A 16676-nucleotide genomic window follows, 5' to 3' on the forward strand; every position below is an offset into this window, starting at 1 on the left:
CCCTGGGCGATCGCCCGATCGTAGAGGTTGAGCATGTTTCGCTCTTCCTCAGAGAGGGCAATGCCGCGCCCCGTCTGCTCGTTGCCGCGCACGTCGCGCAGATAGTCGTCCAGTTCCTGCACCTTGAGCAAATCTAAGACCTGCTGCGCCTCTAGCACCCGATCCTGGCGCAGCAGTAGATCTGCGAGCAGGCGATAGGTGCTGGCTACCCGGTCGGTGTAGGTCTGCTGAATGTCGGGGTTGGTCTGTTGCAGCCCGGCCCGCAGCGCTTCCCACAGGTTCACCGCCTGCTTTAGGAACACGATCGCCATCGCGGGCTGGTCTTGCTCCAAAAAGAGCCGCCCCAGATTTGCCAGGGTGCGGGCTTCGCCCTCGCGATCGCCAATTTCCTGCTTCACTAGGAGCGAGTCTTGCAGCATATCCATCGCTTGGGGATATTGCTGAAGCTCGACATGCACCAGTCCCAGGTTGTTGAGCGCGGTGGCTTCGAGGGAGCGATCGCCAATCTCGCGGGCAATGTCCAACTGGCTTTGCATGGCGGCGATCGCCCGGTCATACTGACGCTGGTTGAGCCACAGCACTCCGATGGCCCCCTGAATCGCAGCCTCGCCCTGGCGATCGCCCTGTTCCTGGGCAATTCGCAGTTCTCGTTCCAGTTGAGTCATTGTCTCCCCAGCGGGCTGCGAAGCCACCTCTCCCTCGCCGCCAGCCGTCCGAGCTTGTTGCACGCGGCGATCGGCCTCCTCTGGCTGTCCCAGCGCCCGATAGACGACCGCCTGATTAAGCAGCGCTGTGGCGATGCCCTCGCGATCGCCCACGTCCTGAGCAATGGCTTGCGCCTGCTGCAAATTTTCCAGGGCCAGGGTATAGTCGCCCGTGGCATAGTAGGTCACGCCCAAATTGCCCAAAATCAGCCCTTGCCGACGGCGATCGCCCGTTTCCTGGGCAATCGGGAGCGCCTGGGTAAAGGCAGCAATGGCTTCGGCATATTGCCCCAGGCTGCGGTGGGCTTCGCCAATGTTGGTTAGCGCAACCGTGCGGCCGGGGCGATCGCCCAACTCCTGATAAATCGCCAGAGCCGCCTGCCATCTGTCTAGCGCAACGGCAAACTGACTGGCGCTATAGGCCTGTACGCCCTCTCGCAGCAGGCGATCGGCCTCATCCTGACGGGTTGCCGCTTCTAGCGTCTGCGGCAGGTTTGGGGCTTGAGCCTGAGCGCTCTGCCCCACCAGCGCAGCTAGCAAACTCAGACCGCCGATTAGACTGGTGAACAGCAGCAGCCAAGATCGAGATCTGGACTGGGAATGGCAGGAATCGATTGACGGAAGCGTCATGGCTGAATCCGTAAAGTTAACCGTTGACCGCAGTTAACTACAGTTGACCGCAGTTAACTACAGTTGACCGCAGTCCAGTGGAGACTAGGATTTTGCCTCCAGATCGGCTCCACACAACAGTTCTAACACCTGTTCTGCCGTGATTAGCCGCTTTAGCACGACTTGCCCAATCGATGCACTCGATCCGTCTGCTTGGATCGTAGGCGATGGACAGACTTCTACCATCAGCACCGACTCTTCGACTTGGTGCAGCCAGAGGCGCTCGCCCCGCTCCACGATAGAAAGCTGCATCCGCTGGATATGGGGCGGTCGCCGCCAGGCCCGCTCATCCCACAGCCCGCCAAATTCCCACACGCGCCCCACCGTCCAACCATCCGATAGAAAAAAATACTTCACAGGTTCCCACACCGATTTGTCTATTCAATCTGTTGGTTCAAGCTGCTGGCTCAAGCTGCTGGCTCAAGCTGCTGGCTCAAGCTGTTGGCTCAATCTGCTGGCTTAAACTGCTGGCTCAACGGCTCAAACTGCTGGCTCAACGGCTCAAGCTGCTGGCGATCGCCCTCATGTCAACACAGATGTCAATCCAGAAGCATAAAAATCACAGAAGCATAAAAATCGCCACTCGAAGGGCGATCGCTCCGAGTGGCATCACTCAAACTGTCATTGGCCCCTTGCTGCTTAGAATACCGGGTTGCCGAGTGGATTTATCGCAATCTGGCTTCAAAGACGTTGGGCTCTGCTTCTGGAAACCTGATGAACCCTATTAGGACTTACGCAGTTGGACAATTTCTCGCGGGCACATCCCACCAGAAATTGTCCAAACCCCAAGGAGCTTATCGCAAGTGCATAAGTCCAGTGCTAAGTCCTGCCTATAATCTGGAACCCTGGCTATGAGGCAACCAGGGTGCTGCCGTGCCGCTTTAGGTGCCAGGCCCAGGCGTGGGAAATGATGTCGTCAATGCGGCTATACTGCGGCTGCCAGCCCAGAATTTGCCGGGCCCGGTCGGCGCTGCCGATCAGAGCGGGAGGATCTCCAGGGCGGCGATCGCACGCCTTCACCGGAATGTCCCGGCCCGTAATCTGACGCGCCGCCTCGATGACTTCCTTCACCGAGAAGCCGCTGCCATTCCCCAGATTAAAAATGTTGCTGCCGCCGCCGCTGAGCAGGTATTCCAGCCCCAGCACATGGGCCGAGGCCAGATCGGTCACATGGATATAGTCGCGGATGCAGGTGCCGTCGGGGGTGGGATAGTCCGTGCCGAAGACCTGAATGGCATCGCGCAGCCCCAGCGCCGTTTGCAGCACCAAGGGAATTAGGTGGGTTTCAGGGTTGTGGTCTTCGCCGAGCCGTCCGGCTGGGTCGGCTCCTGCCGCGTTGAAATAGCGGAAAATCACCGATTGCAGGCCATAGGCCGTGCCAAAGTCCTTCAGCACCCGTTCTATCATCAGCTTGGTTGCGCCATAGGGATTGATGGGGTTCTGGGGATAGTCTTCGGGGATGGGCACGACGCTGGGAATGCCGTAGGTGGCGCAGGTGGAGGAAAACACCAGCTTGTTGACCCCAGCGGCGTGCATGGCTTCTAGCAGCGTCAGCGTGCCGACCACGTTGTTGCGGTAATATTTCGCGGGTTCTTTGACCGATTCGCCCACATAGGCATAGGCGGCAAAGTGCATGACGGCATCAATGGTGCGACTGGCAAAGATTTGGTCGAGCAGGGGGCGATCGCCAATTTCTCCAACAATCAGTTCCGCTTTCAGAACCTCTTCGACCAGCTCCCGATGCCCATACACCAAATTATCCAGAACCAGAACCTCGTATCCCGCCTGCTGGAGCGATAGCACCGCATGGGAGCCGATATATCCTGCACCCCCCGTCACCAAAATTGTCGGTTGATTGGTTGAACCCATGACCAAACTCCTAAAGCGAAGTGCCATCTGATGCTTACCTATGTCTACTGGGAAGTTAACAGGCAAGTTTAATTTTCTTTATAAAGATTTAGTGAATTTATCGGTTTTTACGGAAAGAATCAAGCCTGGATCAGGAGTCATCCGGGCTTGATTCTTCCAATCTCGGCCCATCGCTAGGGGAAGTCGTAGGAGCGGCGAGACTGCTGGGTAGGAGAATCCGATGCGGGAAGCTCGCCCATTTCTGCGTTCATCGACACGGCATAGTGAACCAGTTGCAGGAGGCGCTGTCGGAGGGTTCCCAGACCGAGGCGATCGCCCGCCGAAATAAACAACGCCTGCGGAAACTCCGACTGAGCCAGCGCCAGCGTATCGCCATCCACCTGATCAATCTTGTTAAACACCAGCAGCGCCGGCCCCGGCGTAATCGGCATTTCGCCCAAAATCTTCATCACTGAGCGGATTTGGTTCTGCCAGGCCGGATGCGACAAATCAACCAAATGCAGCAGCGCGTCCGCTTCGGTGACCTCTTCCAGCGTTGCCCGAAAGGCATCCACCAGCGAAGGCGGCAAATCGTGGATAAAGCCCACCGTGTCGGTCAGCACCATCTCAACAGGTTCCTGAGTCTCGGCATCCGTCACCACCAAGCGGCGACTTGTGGGGTCGAGCGTGGCAAAGAGTTGGTCAGCAGTGTATACCTCGGCATTGGTCAGCGCGTTCAGCAGCGTCGATTTGCCCGCGTTTGTATAGCCCACCACCGCCACCGAAGGCACGTCTCGATGCTGTCGGCGCTGTCGCAGCCGGGCCCGATGCGCCTGGAGTTGGTTGACTTCCTGTTGCAGTCGGGCAATCCGCCGCTGAATTGCGCGTCGCTCGGTTTCTAGCTTGGTTTCCCCTGGGCCTCGCGTGCCGATGCCGCCCCCCAGTCGAGACATGTCGCGCCCTCGCCCGGTTAGCCGGGGCATGGTGTATTCCAACTGCGCCAGTTCCACCTGGAGTTTGCCCGCCCCGGTCTGAGCGCGTTGGGCAAAAATGTCGAGGATGACTTCGGTGCGATCGACGACCCGCACGCCGATTTGCGCCTCCAGGTTCCGCACCTGGGCAGGCGACAAGTCTCGGTCAAACACAATCAGGTTTGCGCCGACGGTCTGGGCAGCCAGGGCAATTTCCTGGACTTTTCCTTCTCCGACCACAGTTTGGGGATGGGGGTGGGCCCGCTTTTGCGAGAGAACTTGCACCACGTCGCCGCCTGCCGTTTCTACCAGCCGCGCCAGTTCCTCTAGCCCTGCCTGAAACTGCTGAGCCGAAAGGTTATCAGTCATCACGCCCACCAGCAGAGCGCGATCGTGATCGACTTCGACCTGCTGCGCCACAAACTCGCGGCGAAATTCTGACTCCAGCCCTTCTGTTAGCTCCAGAAAGTCTTGCTGGCTAACCAGATCGAGGCTGAGGGGTGGCGAGACCGTCCAGTTGGCTTCAGGATGGGGAATCAGGTGTGCCAGATAGGCTTCGCGAATATACCCCGTTGCGCCGCCGCCCCGCCGCTCAAAGCCCTCACCCGTCATCACCAGCAGCACCAGTGCATCTAACCGTTGCAGCGCCATTGCGGTGAGGGCGGCGCTGCTGGGGGGTTCTGGCTTGAATTTCGTTGCCACACAGCGGATGCCACTGAGACGCTCTGCGCCATATCGCGGTAGCTCTTGTGGCGGAATCTGCGTTTGTCGCAGAGTGCCCACTCCGACGCGAATCACCTGTCCCCGGCGATTAATATAGGCGCAAACGGGCTGACCAATCTCGGTGCTGACGGCGGCAAGGCGCTGGGCAAATTCGGGGGTCGTCAGGCGATCGCCCGGAAGTCGCTGGTGATAGAGCCGCTGCAACTGCTTGATCTGGCTGGGCTTGAGTCCCTGCAAGTTGCCAAAAATCGTTTCGATAGGCACAACGGATCGGCAGTCCGATCCCCTAGCTCGACTCCCTCATTTTACATGGCAGGTCTGGGATGGCTGTGTGGAGGTTAATAAGAGTTGAGATCCGTGCTGATTTGAGTCGAACTTCGGGCAAATGGCGGAGCAAAACGGTTCATCAGGCGTGTTGTAGGCGTTGTGCAAATCTTTTGTGAAGATTCAAGCTTGAATCATTTCGCCATATTTCACGGATACCACGCAAGTAAATTCAGAGAAAATACGCAGGGCGATCGCCACCGTACCAGATTTCAAAAGGTAAACTCCGGGATAATACATAAGCGCATTAAGACCAATCTTACGATCGATAACAATCAATGGAACTGTTCTAAAACCTTCAGCGTCTTGGCGGATTGACGTAAGGTTTTTTTGCGTCTTAAAGACCTAATTAATATCGATTAATAAAGGGTTGAAATGCTTTCAAATGGGGGGTTTTGCCCTCTTTTTATTAAAACATGGTTTTGACTATAGTTGGATTAGTAAAGCCTATTCAGGTTTTTTCAATTCTAATTGATCTTGTTCTTGAGAGTGTCGCATTGCTGACAAATGAAACAAAAACAAAACATAAGCGAGGGACACGCGAGAAAAATTAAGGGGTGAAATCTGAAAACTTTAGGGCGTTTTAGCGAACCAGGCTGAAAAATCAGGCTTCGTTGGCTAAGCGCTTTTAAGGATCAGTGGTTTCCCGTAGTTGCCAAAGACCATTTTCAAGGAGCCAAGTTGTGAAATTCTCTCTAATGACTGGCTCTATCGAGCGTCTGCATTGACAGACTTTATTTAGATTGACCTTTTGGCAGCGTTTCTATAGGCAGCGTTTCTATAGCTCGTGAGGGTCGTGAGCGATCACGAAGCCCCTGCTTCGCCTGGGCAAACGCACCTCGCGATGCAAGGAAATTCTATAAGGTTGTGCGATCGCAATTAGGCTACGCAAGTTTATAACCGCCTTCTAGATAACTTTAGAAACTGAGAACATCCAGATGCGGACATCGTGAAGAACGCTTGCCGTTAGTTTTTGACGACTTTTTCAGACACTTTTTCGATTTTCCAGTCTTGGTTTTTCTGGCTGGTTTAAGTGACTTGTTTCAGTGATTTGTTTGATTGATTTGTTTGATTTATTTTTAGTGGGCTTAGCCTGCGATCGCCAACTCGATTAATACAGCCGGAATTCTTTTTTCACCTGTCTTAGTCTACTCTTCTCGTCTAAGTTCTTATGTCTATCCATAGCGGTATTAATCGTCAAATCCATCGTCGAAGTTACTACAGCTAGCCTTGTTTGTTGTGTGTGAGGAGTTGGGTCATGTCTCGGGATGCACTCGTTGTTGGCGTTAATGCCTACCAGTTTTTACAGCCGCTCAAAGCCCCTGCTAGAGATGCAGAGGCGATCGCCCAAATGTTGCAAACCTACGGCGAATTTCGGGTGCAGCGACTGCCCGAAGTCGTGCAGGCAGGGCAGCCCAAAATTGGTCAAGCAACGCCCATTTTTTTGCGAGATCTAGAAACTGCGCTGGTCAATTTATTCAAGCCCAAAGGCAGCAATATTCCCCAGACTGCGCTGTTTTACTTCTCTGGACATGGCATTCAAAAAGAAGCGGGGATTCACGAAGGCTATCTCGCAGTCAGCGATGCCAACCCTGATGCGGGATTTTACGGACTGTCGCTCTACTGGCTACGGCGGCTCTTGCAAGAAAGTCCGGTGCGGCAGCGAATTGTAATTTTGGACTGCTGCCACAGCGGCGAGTTGCTCAACATGCTGGAGGCAGACCCCGGCGCACGGACGGGAACCGATCGCCTGTTTATCGCCGCCTCGCGGGAATATGAAGCCGCCTACGAATCGCTCCATAGCGACTACAGCGTTTTGACCCAAGCGCTGCTGGAAGGGCTAGACCCGCGCCACGCCAGCACGGGCACTGTGACGGGGCACTACCTGACGGCCTGGGTGAGCGATCGCCTCAAGCACGAACTCCAGCAGCCCTTGTTTGAAAACTCCGGCAGCGAAATCATCCTGACGCGCTGCGGCACGGCTACTTCCCCCATTCTCCCCAAAACCCCGGAAAAGCCGGAGATTTGCCCCTTTCGCGGGCTGGAGTGCTTTGAGGAAGAACACGCCGACTTCTTCTTCGGGCGCGAAGAACTGACCCATCAACTGGTCGAACGACTCCGCACGAGTCCCTTTGTCACGGTGCTGGGTGCGTCGGGCAGCGGCAAATCGTCGCTGGTGCGGGCGGGGCTGATGCATGAACTGCGCCAGGGGCAGCGGCTCGCAGGCAGCGATCGCTGGCGGCTCAAGCTGATTACCCCAGGTGAGAACCCCATGCGAAGTCTGGCCAGCGCTTTTGTCGATCCAGGCGCACCAGAGATCGAACGGGCAGAGCAAATCCAGCGGGCAGAAACCTTTTTGCAAAGCGGCGGCACAGGGCTAGCACGACTGGTTCGCGCCAGTTTGCCCAGCAGTTCGATTTCCAGCCCCGTGTCCCTGCTGCCCGCTGGGGCCGTCCGCCCGCGCCTAGTGCTGATTATCGACCAGTTTGAGGAGGTGTTTACGCTCTGCTGTGGCTCTCAGGCGGAGACCCTGCGGCAGCAGTTTTTCCAGTGCTTGACCAGCGCTCTGGCCCAGTCCGAAGACTGCTTTAGCATAGTCGTCGTGCTGCGGGCAGATTTTCTTGGCAAGTGCCTGCAATATGCGGGGCTGGCGGCTCAGATCAAGCGGCAGATTCTCAAGGTGCTGCCCATGAGCTATGAGCAGATTAAAAATACGATTGTGCGTCCTGCCAAACGGGCCGGGCTGATTTGCGAACCCAATCTCGTCTACACCATGCTGCTGGATGTGATTGGGGCACCGGGGGAATTGCCGCTGCTGCAATATACGCTGCGGGAACTGTGGGAACAGCGCGAGCGATCGCCCCAAGGCGCACCCTCCAAACTAACGCTCAATGCCTATACAGAGCTTGGGGGTGTGCGCGGCACATTACAAAAGCGGGCGACGGACATTTATAACAGTCTGGAACCAGATGAGCAGGCAGCGGCACGGCGCATTTTCCTGACGCTGACTCGGCTGGGCGAAGGCACAGAAGACACGCGCCGTCGGGCTGCTAAAGATGAATTGGTCAGCCCTGCTTTTCCAAGGTCTTTAATTGAGCGCACTCTGGAAAAGCTGGTTGCCAGCAAGCTCGTTGTCACCAATCGGGGCGGCGAGAGCGATCGCGGGGAAGACAAGGCGTGGAGCCGTCCATCAGCAGAATTGCTAGACGTGGTGCATGAGGCGCTGATTCGCAACTGGAGCCTGCTGCGGGGATGGCTGGATGAGAGCCGCGAGATGCTGCGTCGCCAGCGGCGGATCGAACAGGCGGCGCTGGAGTGGGCAAAGCTGGGCAAACCCACCCGGCACGAGTATTTGCTAGGGAGCGATCGCCTCCAGGATGCCATCAGCTTCCAGAAGACCTATCCCCAGGAGCTTTCGACCCTAGCCCGAGAATTTCTCAGCGTCAGCGATGCCGAAAACCGTCGAGTTCGTCGCAAGGCTATGTGGGTGAAGGTGTCTGTGCCGTCTGCCTTGGCGCTGGCGGTGGCGCTGTCGTTGGGGCAATATCGCACCACCGTAAAAACGCAGGCTGAGAAAGATTACCAGACGATGGTGGCCACCTCGCGGGCGCGGGCGGCGATCGCCCAGTCGATGTTGCAAGAGCCAGACCGAGACGCGATGGCGGCCCTCGTGGTCAGCCGATTGGCAGCGGCCCAGGGCGCAACCTACGAAGCCGAATCGAGCCTGCGGGCCGCGCTCCAGGACTTGCGGCTGCAAATCTGGCTGCGGGGGCATCGCGGCGCAATTCGCCAGTTGGTCTATAGCCCCGATCGCCGCTATCTCGCCACAGCCAGCCCCGATCAGGTCATCTACGCCGACACGACCGCCAAGCCGCTGCGGGTGTTCACTGGGCCCGGCGACGCTAAGGCAGAGATTACGGAAATTGCCTTTAGCCCAGACGGCAAGAAACTGGCAGCGATTTTGCTACACAACGCCGACACGACCGCCAAATCTGCGACTCAGCTTTCCCTCTGGGACGTGGACAGCGGAACTCTGGCACAAACCCTGCCGATGACCCAGCCTGCGACCCAGCTTCGCTTCAGTCCCGATGGCAACTGGCTGGCAACTGTGGGCGATCCGCGAAGCGATCTCGATGGGAGTCGTACCCTTTCCCTTTGGCACGTTGAAAGCGGTCAGCAGGTGGCTCAACTCACCCAAGAGTGGCCGATCCAGACGCTCCAGTTTAGCCCCCAGGAACCATCCCTGCTCATCGCAGGACAGTCGGGTATGGTGCAGATCTGGAAAATTACGCCCGCTCAGCCGGAGTCCTCAGAAGCAGACGCAACTGCTGAAGCAAACGACCCAGCGCAACCCACGCCCCCGGCCCCGGCGGCCCTGACGCTCGCAGGCAACCTCGATCTCCGGCAGCACATTGCGCTGCCCTACACGGGCGGTATCCTGCACGCCACCTATAGCCCCAGCGGCCGGTGGATTGCAACGGCGGGAGCCGATGGCATCGCGCGTCTGTGGGATGCCCAAACGGGTACGCTGGAGATGACGCTCACGGGGTTTGCCCAGACTGCTCAGCGGCCGCCCGCCCTGAGCCAGCTTCAGTTCAGCCCCGATGAAACCCTGCTGGCGGCGGTGTCGCCTGGGCAACCTATCCGAGTGTGGGACTTGCGGACTGGACAGGTGCAGCAAGATCTCTCGGTGGGGCGGGGGAAGACTCCGCAGCCCATCGTGCGGGCGATCGCCTTTAGCCCGCGAGGAAATCTGTTGGCCGCCGTCAGCGGGGCCACCACGCAGCTTTGGAACCCGCACACGGGGCAGCTTGTGGCGCTACTGCAAAACCCCAGTGGCCCTGTAACCCGCCTGCAATTCAGCCCTGGGGGAACCCACCTGGCAACCGGAGATGACGCGGGTGATGTTTACCTATGGTCGGCTGAGGCGAGCGGGGAACTGCCCAGCATTGCTATTCCAGAGGGTGGTGTGTCCTGGCTGGCGTTTCTGCCCGATGGCGGGGTGCAGCCAGCGATTCCCGCAGGGATCGCTTCGCGAATCGCGCCAGCGTTGCAAAGTAAAACCGCCTCTTCTGGCGACGAACGGGGCAGCGGGCGACAGATCGGGCTTCCGGCAAATGGGGCGCTGCTGTCGATTCGGCGCGATGCGGCTCCCCAGAGCTTGCGCCAACGCCCCAAGTTCACCCTGGCCGCAAAACGGGCGGAGGACGCTGCGGAGGCGCTGCTGGCAGAACCCGAAGACAGTTTGCTCGACTCGACGGCTCCGCTGCCCGGAACCCTCAGTCTGGCGCTGGTCACCGCTGAGGGCATCTTGCAAAACTGGGCGTTTTACGCCGATCGCTCGACAGATCCCTACGTTGAAACCGTAGCCCAGGAGATGCCCGACGCAATCCATCTGCATCGGCTCAATCCGAAAACGCTCTGGCAGCAGATCAAAACCTGGATGCCGCCCGATCGCCCTGCTGCGGACTCCGATTCCAGCGCTGACGCAACTGCATCTCAGCCCGCGTCTTCTGGAACCGTTGCCGAAGAGACGCAAGAGCAGTCCAGCATCACCCAGCAGATTCTCTCCCGGTTTCAGCAAAACTCAGCGCGGGCTGCGCGGGTGGCAGATGCCGGGGCCACATCGGGGCTGACCAGTTTTGCGCTGAGTGCAGATGGGCAACTGATGGCGATCGCCACTCGCGAAGGGCAGCTCGAGATTCGTCGGGTTCAGTCGGCTGACAAGCAACCGCTACGTGGCTCAGCCGCCAGCACGCGGCTGCACCAGCTTTTGCTGGGTTCTACATCTCCGTCCGGTAATCCATCGGGCAATCCATTGGGCAATCCATCGGGCAATCCCGTTACGATTCAACAGTTGGCGTTTAGTCCTGATAATCGGCTGCTGCTGGGGTTGGGCAGCGACGACCGCGTGCGCCTGTGGCGGGTCGAGTCGGGCGAGTTGGTGGCAGCGCTGGAGGGGCATCAGGGGGCAATTCCCGTAGGGAGCACGTCGCGAATCGCCACGGCCCGCTTTAGTCCAGACAGCACGCGAATTGTTACCGCTGGCGCAGACCACACTGCGATTGTGTGGGATGCCCAGACTGGCCGGCGACAGGGCATTCTCAGCCACACGGCCCCGCTCACCAGCGCCAGCTTTAGCCCCGACGGGCTGAGCCTTGTCACCACCACTCGCGATGGCACAGTGCGAATTTCCGATGCCACCACGGGCGATCCGCGCATGGTGCTGAGTGGCCATCAGGGCCCAGTGCTGGATGCCCAGTTCAGCCCCGATGGGCGATCGCTCGTCACCGCGGGCAGCGATGGCACGGCTCGCCTATGGAACCCCCGCACAGGGGCAGAGCAGGCCCAACTGCGGCCCGCTACCGAGTCGCCCGTCACCATTCAGCGGGCGTTCTTTACGCCCGACGGCAGCTACGTCGCCACGCTGGCCAGCAACGGCCGCCTGTATCTGTGGGCGGCAACCTGGGATACGCTGCTCAAGCTGGCCCGCGATCGCACGTTGCGCCAGCTCAGCCCCGACGAGTGTCGCCGCTATCTGCGCCTTGCATCCAGCGAGTGCCCCCAGGTGGACTTGGGCAGCGACTACGCGCCTCCCCGTTCCCCCAGCACCCGGATAAACTCCAGCGGCAACCCGTCGGAATCTGCCACAAACGCGACTTCGTAGATGCGATCGCCGATCATCTGCTGCGTCGGCTCCAGCAGCACCTTCAGCGCATCGCCCTCGCCTGCGGCGGCCGCCTGGGCAAAATCCTGCTGCAAATGTTCCAGCCAGTCCGGCAAACTCTCGACCGCTTCCGTCAGGTCAAACGACAGGTGATAATAACCCGTGTAATGCTCATCCCCAAAGGCATCTGCTGCGGCCCTGGGCTGGGGAACCTGCAATAGCTCGATGCGTCCGCCCAGTCCCTCCATCCAGCAGCCCAGCGTGATGCCCGCCGTAAACCGTTCGCACACCGTGAAGCCCAGCCGCTCATAAAAGGCGATCGCCCGAAAGATGTCGGCGGTGCGAATCGAAGCGTGGTGCATGGCTCGCGCAAGCTACTCAAACAGCCGAAAGTAGGGATACCGTACGGGCGCACCTGGCTCTTTCTCCAGGTCAAAGTTAATCACATCCCAGCACGGCTCTTCCTTTGGATCGGGGCTGAACTCTACGGGCAGCCCGTAGAGGCGGGGGCGAGTGCTAGCGTCTGCCTGGCCGCGCCAAGGGGCACTGCGGTCGAGGTAGGTGCTGATCAAATCCTGGTAGCGACGGGCAATGATTACGCGGGTAGCGCGATAGCCCTGGGTATAGAGGCGATCGAGCGCTTCATGGATTTCAAATCGGATGCCATCGGGATGCGTGTGCTGGCGATACCACTCGTTATCCCACTGCCGCCAGTGTCGGCCAGACTGGAGGTGGATCAGTTCGCCCGTTTTGGGATTCGCTTCAAAAGCTCCGTGGCGCTGGCATAGATAGGTATCGGTCAGGGTCAATGCCGGAATTGTCTGACGACAGTGGGGACACTGAATCTCCGGGCCGAAGATTGGGTACTGTAGGGCTGGGTTCATCATGAAATCGCGACCCGCGTAGTCTCCATCTAGCATCAGCAAGGCTCTATTATAACTTTGGGTTTTTCTTAGGCTTTTCTCAGTTAAAAGCTAGAAACAATTCTACGGGTATTCGCTGGAAGCAAGGGCGCGAATCCTGGCAATCTTAAGAAATTTGACTGGAGTTTACAGCTTGTCTACGGGTTTCACGGAAAATTCACAGCAAAATCGCACCAGCGGTTGGTCTGCCCCAGATCTCTCCAGGGCGGCGTTTATTGCGCCGGGGGCAGCGGTCATCGGTGAGGTGTTGCTGGCGGAGGGCGCAAGCGTCTGGTATGGCGCGGTGGTGCGCGGCGATGTGGAACAGATTAAGATCGGGCGCTGCACGAATATTCAAGACGGTGCAATTTTGCATGGCGATCCGGGGCAGCCAACGGTGCTGGAAGACTACGTGACGGTGGGGCATCGGGCCGTTATCCACAGCGCGCATATCGAGCGGGGCTGTTTGATTGGCATCGGGGCGATCGTGCTGGATGGGGTGCGCGTGGGGGCGGGCAGCATCGTGGGTGCAGGCGCGGTGGTGACGAAGGACGTGCCAGGGCGATCGCTCGTCGTGGGCATTCCCGCAAAGGTGGTGCGTTCCCTCAGCGATGAGGAGGTGGCCGACCTGATCGACCATGCCAAAAAATACGAAAAGCTAGCCCAGGTTCACGCAGGCACAGGGAGAGATTTGGGGTTTAAGCGTTTGCCGCCCGCGTCATCTTGATTTTGGATTGGGGATTTTGGATGATTGGACGACCCATCCCCAGACCAAAACCTAAAATTGACATAACTAGGACATAACTAGGGCTTACGAAGTTGGACAATTTCTCGCGGGCTGCGCCCGCGAGAAATCGTGCGAAACCCAGCAAGCTTATCGCAAGTGCGTAAGTCCTAATAAGGTTCTTCGCATGGAAAAATAAACACTTTGCCATGGCCAGGTCACTGCTCACAGTGGGCGAACCCGCTCCCTGGTTCACCGCCCCTTCCACCAGCAACCCCCGCTATCATTTCGACTCGGTAGCCGGCCGCTACGTGGTGCTGTGCTTTTTCGCCTCCACCAGCGTCCCCGTTAGTCAGCAAGTGCTGACGCTGCTGTGCCAACATCGGGCGCTGTTCGACGATACCCACTGCTGCTTTTTTGGAGTCAGCATCGACCCGGAAGATCAGGCGCAAGCCAGAGTGCAGGAAGCCATTCCCGGCATTCGCTTTTTTTGGGACTTTGACCAGTTGGTGAGCCGCCAATACGGCGTTTTAGACGAAGCTACCCAGAGCTACACGCCCTGCACGTATATCCTGGATGAGCGGCTGCGGGTGCTGGGGGTGCTGCCCTTTGGCGACCAGCCCGAACAGCACGTCGCCCTGCTGGTGAAAATCCTCGAACAACTGCCGCCGCTCCACCCTGCCGAACCCGCCGCCGTGCAAGCGCCCGTGCTGGTGGTGCCGCGGGTGTTCGAGCCAGATTTGTGCGAAGCCTTGATTGATTACTACAACCAGCACGGTGGCGAGGAGTCGGGCTTTATGCGGGAGGTGGGCGGGCGCACCGTTGCCGCGCTCGACCACAGCTTCAAGCGGCGAAAAGACCAGGAAATTTTGGACGAATCCCTGCGGAATGCGGCGATGTATCGGATTCACGATCGCCTCGTCCCCGAAATCGCCAAAGCCTTCCAGTTTCGCGCCACGCGCATCGAGCGCCACATCGTCGCCTGCTACGATGGCCACTCCGGCGGCTTTTTCAAGCCTCATCGCGACAACACCACCAAAGGTACGGCCCACCGCCGGTTTGCGGTGTCGCTCAACCTCAACACGGGCGAATATGAAGGGGGGAAACTGCGCTTTCCCGAATTTGGCAGACGAACCTATGAAGCCCCCGCGGGCGGCGCAGTGGTCTTCTCTTGCTCGCTGCTGCATGAGGCCACGCCCGTTACGCAGGGACTCCGCTACGCCTATCTGCCCTTCCTCTACGACGATGCCGCTGCCCAAATCCGCGAGGAGAATCGGCAGTTTTTGGCCGTCGAGTAATCCGTAGTGAGGAGTTTGTGATAGTCCGTAAAACCGTGATAGTCCGTAAAACCGTGAGTCCAAGTCCTGATGCCCTTTGTGGGATTAGCTGTGGGATTAGCTGACCTTTGAGTCTCTATCCAGGAGTCCTCATCCAGGAGTCTCCATCCGGGAGTCCCCATTAGGGGAAGATCTACTCGTACTCATTATGAGTATGACTAAGGAGTGGGGGCTTTTTGGCTTTGGCGATCGCCCCTTTCCAGAGGGCCAGATCAGGTTCATCGCCCATCGCCACAACGCCCCTCGCACGACACTCCTTACACACGACACTCCTTACACACGACACTCCTTACACAAGGGCTGGAGGCAGTCATGAACTTCAAACGGATGGAACATATCAACCTGTCTTGTCAGGATTTGGAGGTGAGCCAGCAGTTTTATCAAACGCTGTTTCCCGACTGGTATGTGCGGGCAGAAGGCAGCTATGGGGGCGATCGCTGGGTTCACCTAGGCAATGAGCAGTTCTATATGTCGCTGAACAATGCCCACGAACCTGCGGCGGCTCATCGCGCCTATGTTGGCGTGGGGTTCAACCATGTCGGCTTTGTGATCGAAGATGCCGAAGCGATGCGATCGCACCTAGAAAAGCACTGCATTGAGTATTACACCTACACCTCGCCCGAAACGCGGCTGCGGCTCTACGTTAGCGACCCCGACGGCAACGAGGTGGAACTGGTGGAGTATCAGCCCGACTATGCGCTGCGATAGTCACGGCTGCGATAGTCACGGCTGCGATAGTCACGGTTTCGGGTTGGCCTAGCGCCTATGCGATGCCCAGTTCTTGCCGCCATTCAGCCAGCGGACGCTCCCAGTGTTCCTCCCACTTTTGCGCCAGAAATGGCTTGGCGGTCATGCCCATGCGGTAGCCCTTCGACAGGTCGTTGAGGATGCCGTCGAGGGACTCTGGCGCATCGGTAAGGGTCTTCAACAGCCCGCCGCAAATCAGCACGATTGACATGGGGCGACGGGTCTGCGCCAGTTCAAAGGCCTTTAGCCCCAGTTCGCCAAAGACGCTGGTTTCAAAGCCTGTCACCAGATGCCAGATGTCGTGCGTTTGCCGCAGGCGCAGCAGCATGTAGGTGATGTCGTCGGTGACTTCGACCTTGCGATAAAAGTTGGGGTCGAACCCAGCGGCGGTGAGCGTCGAAGCGTAGATATAGCCGAGGGACTCGGGCGGCAGCTTTAGCAGGGCATCCAGATCGGGCGGCGGCGCGATGTAGCGTTCTGCAAACAGGCGGGCGATCGCCTCGTCGCGCTTGACGTATTCCACCGCCAGCGCCATTGCTTTGGTCGATCGCAGACCGTCTTCAATGTCATACACCGAGTCTGTATTTTCAGCATTCCGCAGCAGGGAAATGGTGCCTTTGCCGACGCTCAGCAAATCAATGTTGAGCTGACGAAGTTTTTGAAACAACACAGCAGCCTCCTGGAGGACTTGGGTGAGGAGAGGGGTTCACAGGGAGGGGAACGGAGAGGACTACAGCAAGCCACAGCCAGATTCCAGAATGTCGGCCATTTCGGCGGATCTCTGTTCTCTCCCATCTCTCAAACACACATCTCTCAAACAGCGCTACTCAAATAGCGCCACTCAAATAGCGCTAGATGATGAAGTTGTTGGAACCTTGACAGATATTTAGGCTTATTTAGGCTGGCCATCCAAAATCACCAATCCAAAGTCATCAATCCAAAATCGCCAATCTAAAATCCAAAATCGACATAAAATCCAAAATCGACATCAGTCACAACTAGGAATACGACGAATACAACTAGGAACCACCAGGCTTGCGGATGGTAAAAGAAATTGGGC

General features: G+C 58.0%; 12 protein-coding genes. 5 read left to right on the plus strand and 7 right to left on the minus strand.

Going from position 1 to position 16676, the window contains the following annotated elements; all coding sequences use genetic code 11:
• On the minus strand, positions 1-1334 hold a 1334-nt coding region (locus IGS51_RS18050; protein WP_297080176.1), incomplete at its 3' end, for a tetratricopeptide repeat protein.
• An 84-nt stretch (positions 1335-1418) separates the two neighbouring features.
• On the minus strand, positions 1419-1730 hold the full coding sequence (locus tag IGS51_RS18055; RefSeq protein WP_068515815.1) for a hypothetical protein: 312 nt from the start codon (positions 1728-1730) through the stop codon (positions 1419-1421).
• Positions 1731-1762: 32 nt separating this feature from the next.
• On the opposite strand from IGS51_RS18055, the gene IGS51_RS18060 reads away from it, so the two are divergent.
• The gene (locus IGS51_RS18060; protein WP_297080177.1) at positions 1763-2101 is read left to right on the plus strand and encodes a hypothetical protein; all 339 of its coding nucleotides are present in this window, start codon (positions 1763-1765) and stop codon (positions 2099-2101) included.
• A 121-nt stretch (positions 2102-2222) separates the two neighbouring features.
• Here the strand turns inward: IGS51_RS18060 and galE are convergent, their stop codons facing one another.
• Together galE and hflX are read right to left on the minus strand one after the other, a co-directional pair.
• Positions 2223-3242 carry a UDP-glucose 4-epimerase GalE gene (gene galE / locus IGS51_RS18065; protein WP_297080178.1) on the minus strand — a complete coding sequence of 340 codons (1020 nt, stop codon included), beginning with the start codon at positions 3240-3242 and terminating at the stop codon, positions 2223-2225.
• A gap of 173 nt (positions 3243-3415) precedes the next feature.
• On the minus strand, positions 3416-5179 hold the full coding sequence (hflX, locus tag IGS51_RS18070; RefSeq protein ID WP_297080179.1) for a GTPase HflX: 1764 nt from the start codon (positions 5177-5179) through the stop codon (positions 3416-3418).
• Positions 5180-6497: 1318 nt separating this feature from the next.
• On the opposite strand from hflX, the gene IGS51_RS18075 reads away from it, so the two are divergent.
• The gene (locus IGS51_RS18075; RefSeq protein WP_297080180.1) at positions 6498-11906 is read left to right on the plus strand and encodes a caspase family protein; all 5409 of its coding nucleotides are present in this window, start codon (positions 6498-6500) and stop codon (positions 11904-11906) included.
• On the opposite strand, the gene IGS51_RS18080 is transcribed toward IGS51_RS18075, so the two are convergent.
• Together IGS51_RS18080 and IGS51_RS18085 are read right to left on the minus strand one after the other, a co-directional pair.
• Complete coding sequence (locus IGS51_RS18080; protein ID WP_172356752.1) at positions 11825-12268, minus strand: VOC family protein; 444 nt, start codon at positions 12266-12268, stop codon at positions 11825-11827. The two genes, IGS51_RS18075 and IGS51_RS18080, sit on opposite strands and share 82 nt — an antisense overlap.
• 12 nt (positions 12269-12280) lie before the next feature.
• Entirely contained in the window at positions 12281-12793 is a 513-nt protein-coding gene (locus IGS51_RS18085) for a TIGR02652 family protein (protein ID WP_068515812.1), read from the minus strand.
• Positions 12794-12962: 169 nt separating this feature from the next.
• Here IGS51_RS18085 and IGS51_RS18090 point away from each other — a divergent pair, with 169 nt between their 5' ends.
• From IGS51_RS18090 to IGS51_RS18100, 3 genes are all read left to right on the plus strand, one after another.
• Positions 12963-13535, plus strand: coding sequence for a gamma carbonic anhydrase family protein (locus IGS51_RS18090; RefSeq protein ID WP_297080181.1), 573 nt, complete (start codon positions 12963-12965; stop codon positions 13533-13535).
• A 206-nt stretch (positions 13536-13741) separates the two neighbouring features.
• Positions 13742-14830 carry a redoxin domain-containing protein gene (locus IGS51_RS18095; protein WP_297080182.1) on the plus strand — a complete coding sequence of 363 codons (1089 nt, stop codon included), beginning with the start codon at positions 13742-13744 and terminating at the stop codon, positions 14828-14830.
• Between the two features lie 351 nt (positions 14831-15181).
• The gene (locus IGS51_RS18100; protein WP_297080183.1) at positions 15182-15577 is read left to right on the plus strand and encodes a VOC family protein; all 396 of its coding nucleotides are present in this window, start codon (positions 15182-15184) and stop codon (positions 15575-15577) included.
• 55 nt (positions 15578-15632) lie between these two features.
• Here IGS51_RS18100 and IGS51_RS18105 read toward each other — a convergent pair whose 3' ends face one another.
• The gene (locus IGS51_RS18105; RefSeq protein WP_297080184.1) at positions 15633-16286 is read right to left on the minus strand and encodes a Coq4 family protein; all 654 of its coding nucleotides are present in this window, start codon (positions 16284-16286) and stop codon (positions 15633-15635) included.
• Between the last annotated feature and the right edge of the window lie 390 nt (positions 16287-16676).

This window comes from Thermoleptolyngbya sp. M55_K2018_002, assembly GCF_015295965.1.
Lineage (GTDB): Bacteria > Cyanobacteriota > Cyanobacteriia > Elainellales > Elainellaceae > Thermoleptolyngbya > Thermoleptolyngbya sichuanensis.